The sequence below is a fragment of the Aliibacillus thermotolerans genome (genome assembly GCF_027853235.1).
Lineage (GTDB): Bacteria > Bacillota > Bacilli > Bacillales > Marinococcaceae > Aliibacillus > Aliibacillus thermotolerans.
In genome coordinates this window covers 1-5,975 of sequence record NZ_WKJG01000067.1, presented here as the reverse complement: position 1 = coordinate 5,975, position 5,975 = coordinate 1, and the positions used below count along the sequence as shown (strand labels likewise).

Here is a 5,975-nt window from a genome sequence, read left to right as displayed (position 1 = left end):
GGAATTTGCCTCCAGCTTCCTTCAGATTCCGCGTCACCACGGACACCCTTGCCTTCAGCTAACAGTTCCTACTGCCAAGCCTGTAGTGGACTTTCACCACCAAGTTATAACCCATGCTGGGCGCACTAAATATAAAAACGGTGAACTTGTGTCACCGTTTTTATTAGTTTGTAGTTATGATTAATACTTTTTCCGTATTTAATTATTTAACAAGTGTTGAAAATGTTGATAGGTTTTTACCTGTTCCTGAGCATCTGCATGGGGAACAAATGACCAACCCATACGATTGATAAAATCAGAATATCTTTTTTGAATTTCTAACTGTTGCAAAGCCATTTCCACATGCGCATTTCTAACATTTCTATCTTTCATTAATAAAGCAGAAGTATAATTTTCATTTGACATCAATTTGGCACCAGCATGTGCTTCTAATGCAATCCATTTATCGTTGTATTTATTAACTCCCGTACCATCTGCTCTTTGATTGCTTACATCATACATATTTAAATCTGGAACTTCAACATACTCATTATTATCAGGATTAATTAAAGATAACATTACCCTAACATGCGACATCATGACATTTATCTGGAGAGCAATAATACTTTTCAAATCTGGATTTGTAGTATTAATATGATAGACTTTTAACTTATTTATCATTCCTTCGTGTGTAGACAAATGTTCGGCCATTAAGCCAAGGTCTACAGATGGTAAAGTTGACATATAACTCACCTTTCATTAAATAAATTCCCTTTAATATATGCTGTTTAATGAAAATCTGTTATTAATGCCCACTCTTATCTAGAAAGTGAAAATCAAGTGGATCAATGTAATTCAATACCAAAAATAATATTACAATGGTAAAAATCATTAAGAATGGATATTTAAAAAAGGAAAGAATTTGTTGGTTGGCTTGTTTACGAATTGATTCTTCAGCTGCATATAAAACAAGTAACAAAACCATTGTTATCAACACAGCTATAATATTAATGATCGCATTCGGCCTAGTCATTGCTACCATATCTCCTAGCATGGCTCCCATCATCCCCCCCATTAGTCCGGAGAGTATGCCATCAATGACAGCAGGAAGACCTATAGGTAATCCTGCTAAAAAACCAACAACCAATCCAATTATTATAGCGTAAATGGTTGATTTAAATAAATCACCATGAAAGATGACCCCTAAAATAGTTCCCATTAGAATTCCTGCCGACATCCCTAATGACATGGATATCATCATTCCATTCATTTTTGTTACCCAATTTCGGTAATGCACTACATAGATAATGGTTGTTATAACTTGGGTGGCACACAACAAAAGTATAAAAAATAATGAAATTGACATTATTTCAACCCCAATCTTAGTTTGTCCACTTTTATTGTATTCACTGTTAACCCGCATTATGATATACCCATATAGGGTTTATTTTTATATTTACTGATAACAGTACAAGAGAGTTATCGTAAAAATAATCGAAACCTCCGTTCCTTCATCTAAGCTATTATCTATTTGAATTTCCGCTTAACCAAAAAATACGGTGAATTATGTCACCGTATTTTTTGATTATAATGAGTATATTTCCGAAATGCTCATATAGATTATTTATATAATATTTAAGCTTCCACTTTTTATTCCACTTTAAATTGTCCCATCATTCCTGCATCTTCATGTTCAAGTATATGACAATGATACATAAATACACCAGAATGATTAAATGTAGCAATAGCCCTAACTTTTTCTCCCGGATACACAATAAACGTATCCTTCCATCCAGTTTCATTAAGTGGCGGTGGATTTCCATCACGATCAATTATTTGAAATTGGACACCATGCGCATGGAAGGGATGAACAGTCCCTCCCATCATTCCCATTCCACTCTCATTGGAAACTTCCCATATTTCTGTTTCATGTATATCCACAAATTCGTCGATTCGATTCATATCCATTTGTTTTCCATTAATGTTGACCATAGGCCCCATTCCTTGAAAAACAAATTCTCTAGTTCTTACTGCTTCATCAGGATCAATCTTCTCAATGGTAGTTAATTGTTCTGGAATGGCATAGTTGGATTCACTTTCACCGTTTACAACAAACTTCATAAACTCTGACCCTTTATTCGATAATTGAATTGTATCTCCATCCTTAAAATTTGAAAAATCAACTAGGATTTCTGCCCTCTCGGCTGGACCTAGAATAAGCTCGTCCATTTCTATTGGATTTTCAAGAAAACCACCGTCACTTGCAATTTGATAAAAGGTTTGGTTATTACTAAAATGGAGTTCATACACACTTGCATTCGATCCATTTAATAACCGTAGCCTCATCATGCCTTTTGGAACTTCCAAATACGGATCTACAGCCCCGTTGACTAGCATTGTGCCTCCTTGTAACCCGTTCATCACATCATGCATTCCTAGTTCATATTGAAAACTTCCATTTTCATTAAATTGTTTGTCCTGAATGATAAGTGGAACATCATTCACCCCATATTCTTTTGGAATATCCAGAGAGTCAGAAACTTCATCTTCAATGAAAAATAATCCCGCTAATCCCTTATATACTTGCCTCCCGGTATTTTTTTCTGGGTGAGGGTGATACCACAGCGTAGCTGCAGGCTGATCTATCGTAAATTCCGGTGTCCAAGACTCTCCCGGTTGAATTCCTGAATGTGGGCCTCCATCTGCGTCTCCATCCACTTCTAGGCCGTGCCAATGAATTGTCGTAATTTCATCTTCTAAATTATTTTCTACCTGTACGGACACGTCTTCCCCATTTCGAACCCTAATGACAGGGCCTAAATAATTTCCATTATACCCCATCGTTTCTGTTTCTACTCCTGAAATAAATTCCTTTGTTGCATTTTGGGCAGTTATATGGAATTCAGCTTTATCTGGATCTGGATTTTTATCCTCTAACAATGGTGGGATGGGTAAAGATGAATTTCCAGCTATATCCGTTTTATTAAAGGAATACCCATTATCTGATTCATTGATTGGATGTATTGGAAATCCCGATATACCCGAACCTTGTATAAAAAAGAGGTAATACCCTCCGAAAATAATTACTAATCCAGCCAAACTAATACCTAAATATTTCTTCATACTTTTTCCTCCTCGTGAGTGAAGATGTTACCCAGCCATTCAGATTCTTATCTATTCATAAAGTCTCATGCTTTGGGAAGAAAACTGTAATTTCCGTTCCTTCCTTCCATTTACTGCCGATTTGAATTTTTCCACGGTGTGCATCCATTAATGCCTTGACAATAGACAATCCAATACCTATTCCACCTGTTTTTCTGTCTCTTGATTTGTCCCCTCGGTAAAATCGTTCAAATAGATAGGGTAGATCATCCTCTTTAATCCCAATCCCTTCATCTTGAACACAAAATCCAACATAACCATTAGAATCCACTATCTTAACATATACGCTATTCCCTTCAGGGGTATACTGAAGGGCATTATTAATTATATTCGTTAACACTTGTAAAACACGATCCTGATCCGCATGTAACCAATATTCTTTAGTTGGCTTTTGAATATTTAATGAAACGCTTTTTCCTGAAAGGCTGGGGTAAATTGCCCATCTAATAAACGTAATAAATATCCTACATCTATATTGCTTTTGTTTAGTTTTATTTGTGGATTTTCAGCGGCAAGTAACTCTTCCAGTTCGCCCACTAGACGTACTAAACGCATCAATTCATCATGACTTTGCTGCAACCTTTTTGGCGTTGGTTCAAATATCCCATCTTGAAAAGCTTCCATTTGACTTCTTAATGTCGCAAGTGGGGTTCGTATTTCATGAGCAAAATCAGCAGTAAACTGTTTACGAAGTATCTCTTCCTTTGATAACGATTCAGCAAGTCGATTAAACGATTCACCAAGTGGCTTCATTTCATCTGACAATTCCTTAACTGGTACACGAGTTCGCCATTTATGGTCTTGTAATTCTTGAATAGCTTTTGATAACTTTCGATACCCAGTTGTTAGGCGTTTAGAAAACAATAGGCTAAACACGCACGCTAAAACAACTGTAACAATAATAGCAAGATAAATATTCGATTTAATTGTATTTAAAAAAGCAATGTCTTCCCCTATCATTTCCTCTGGATAATAAACTTCCATATTGCCTACATATCTTTCATCAAATGTTAAATCATAAGTATTTTTTCGGTATTCCGTTTTCATATCGATGTCCGAATCAGAATGCATTCCCATCCTATTCATCATTCCGAGCATCATCGTTGTATCTGCTATTACCTGTCCTTCTTCATCAGTAATTCTATAAAATAAATTGTCTGTCATAGCTTGTTGATGCATTAAATTTATTAATTGGTTATCAATAAGTTTCCCTGTTTCTTTATAAGAATTAATTGCTTCATCTTCTATAAGCTTACTTCTTTCCTCTCTATTAATTTGTAAATATTCGTTAAATTGATCTTCGAATCCCCATAGTATAGAGAAACTAGTAAGAAAAATACCAAAAAGTGACACAACTAATAGGTAAAAAAGGATTTTAGAACGAAGTGTCAATCGACGCATCAGACGCTCCTCCAAACTTATATCCCATCCCAAAAACAGTTAAAATAAATTCTGGGTGGCGAGAATCTGTTTCAATCTTTTTCCGAAGATTTTTATATGTGTATCAACACTTCGTTCATATCCTTCAAAATAAGATCCATCATCCTGAATTTTTTCCAGTAAATCCAAACGACTGTAAACTCGTCCGGGGTAGCTTGCCATAGCTATTAATAGCTTATATTCGATAGGAGTTAGTGGTATGATTTGGTTATTCAATGTCATCTCCTTTTTTAAAAGATCTACTGTTAGCTTTCCTTCATTGAACGATAAATGGTTTCCACTATTTACTCTTCTTAACCTACGTAAAATAGCCTTTGCCCTTATTACGACTTCTCTTGGACTAAAAGGTTTTGTAACATAGTCATCTGCCCCAATAACGATTCCATTAATTAAATCGTCTTCTGTCGATTTTGCTGTTAACATAATGATAGGAACATCACTTTCTTTTCTCGTTAATCTACATACCTCTTCACCTGAAATATCTGGCAACATAAGATCTAAAATAATAATATCTGGATTATTTTCTTTTATTTTTTTAATGCTTCTATTCCATTAGAGGCAGGAATGGTTTCCCATCCCTCTTTTTCAAAGTATGCTTCTAACACTTCAAGAATCATATCTTCATCGTCAACAATAAGAATTTTAGTCATGTTAAACCACCTCTTTCATATAGTATCATCAATTAAAATGAAAATGATAATCTTCACAACTTCTACATAAGTTCACCACAAATTCTACATTTATAAGAGGTATGATTTAGTTAAGAAAAGGAGATGTTATAAATGAAAAAATTAGTAATAGGTATATTAACTGGAGCCGTCCTATTAGGAAGTGCAACTTTTGTTGCAGCTGAATCAAATGGTAATGGATTTTTCAACTTTGAAGAAATGAAACCTTATATTGAAGAAATGCATCCTAATTTATCACCAGAACAGCAAGAAGAAATGTTTAACAACTGTCACGGTGAAAACGGTATGATGCAAAACAATACCGGATTCCGTGATATGATGAATAATATCTAGTTTAGAGAGGTGATCCCATATGATGGGGATGATGGGCATGATGGGTTACGGTTTACTAGGATGGATCCTTAACCTTCTAGCTATCGGTATCGTTGTATATTATGCCACCAAATTAGCATTAAAAAATTATCATAAGGATTAATTGTTATCTTGGAGAAAGGAGTGACTAAAATGGTCAACCCCAATGTAACAATTATGTACAATCATAAAGAGAGTGTAAAATATTTTGTGTAAATAGAAATGCACTAAATAATGTTCATAGAAAAAGGAAGACCCTTTCTGTAGAATAAAGTTAGCCGACAAAATTCACAGAAAAGAGGTCTTCCCTATGATTCATCTTACTACAGATTTAATCGAAGCACTAGCACAAAA

General features: G+C 34.9%; 7 protein-coding genes and 1 pseudogene. 2 read left to right on the top strand and 6 right to left on the bottom strand.

The genetic code is table 11. The features are described 5' to 3' along the window. The coding region (locus GJS40_RS10960) for a hypothetical protein (RefSeq protein ID WP_270897898.1) at positions 1–184 on the top strand (184 nt) is incomplete at its 5' end. Between the two features lie 14 nt (positions 185–198). On the opposite strand, the gene GJS40_RS10955 is transcribed toward GJS40_RS10960, so the two are convergent. The 6 genes and pseudogenes from GJS40_RS10955 to GJS40_RS10930 all read right to left on the bottom strand — a co-directional run bounded on the left by GJS40_RS10955 (position 199) and on the right by GJS40_RS10930 (position 5,231). Further along, positions 199–723: a spore coat protein gene (locus tag GJS40_RS10955; protein ID WP_062351093.1), complete on the bottom strand. Its 525-nt coding sequence runs from the start codon at positions 721–723 to the stop codon at positions 199–201. A gap of 61 nt (positions 724–784) precedes the next feature. Further along, on the bottom strand, positions 785–1,345 hold the full coding sequence (locus tag GJS40_RS10950; RefSeq protein ID WP_188383800.1) for a hypothetical protein: 561 nt from the start codon (positions 1,343–1,345) through the stop codon (positions 785–787). A 284-nt stretch (positions 1,346–1,629) separates the two neighbouring features. After that, on the bottom strand, positions 1,630–3,102 hold the full coding sequence (locus GJS40_RS10945) for a multicopper oxidase family protein (protein WP_270897897.1): 1,473 nt from the start codon (positions 3,100–3,102) through the stop codon (positions 1,630–1,632). Between the two features lie 55 nt (positions 3,103–3,157). Further along, positions 3,158–3,481: a sensor histidine kinase gene (locus GJS40_RS10940; RefSeq protein WP_270897896.1), complete on the bottom strand. Its 324-nt coding sequence runs from the start codon at positions 3,479–3,481 to the stop codon at positions 3,158–3,160. 59 nt (positions 3,482–3,540) lie between these two features. Continuing rightward, positions 3,541–4,542, bottom strand: coding sequence for a histidine kinase dimerization/phospho-acceptor domain-containing protein (locus tag GJS40_RS10935; protein WP_270897895.1), 1,002 nt, complete (start codon positions 4,540–4,542; stop codon positions 3,541–3,543). Beyond that, positions 4,517–5,231, bottom strand: a pseudogene (locus GJS40_RS10930) (response regulator). Before GJS40_RS10930 ends, GJS40_RS10935 begins: the two are co-directional and overlap by 26 nt. A 132-nt stretch (positions 5,232–5,363) precedes the next feature. On the opposite strand from GJS40_RS10930, the gene GJS40_RS10925 reads away from it, so the two are divergent. Further along, positions 5,364–5,603 carry a hypothetical protein gene (locus GJS40_RS10925; RefSeq protein WP_062351078.1) on the top strand — a complete coding sequence of 80 codons (240 nt, stop codon included), beginning with the start codon at positions 5,364–5,366 and terminating at the stop codon, positions 5,601–5,603. The last annotated feature ends 372 nt before the right edge of the window (positions 5,604–5,975 follow it).

Coding starts and splice junctions, on each gene's coding strand:
- GJS40_RS10955 (WP_062351093.1), bottom strand. CDS start 723: ATGTCAACTTTACCATCTGTAGACCTTGGCTTAATGGCCGAACATTTG.
- GJS40_RS10950 (WP_188383800.1), bottom strand. CDS start 1,345: ATGTCAATTTCATTATTTTTTATACTTTTGTTGTGTGCCACCCAAGTT.
- GJS40_RS10945 (WP_270897897.1), bottom strand. CDS start 3,102: ATGAAGAAATATTTAGGTATTAGTTTGGCTGGATTAGTAATTATTTTC.
- GJS40_RS10935 (WP_270897895.1), bottom strand. CDS start 4,542: ATGCGTCGATTGACACTTCGTTCTAAAATCCTTTTTTACCTATTAGTT.
- GJS40_RS10925 (WP_062351078.1), top strand. CDS start 5,364: ATGAAAAAATTAGTAATAGGTATATTAACTGGAGCCGTCCTATTAGGA.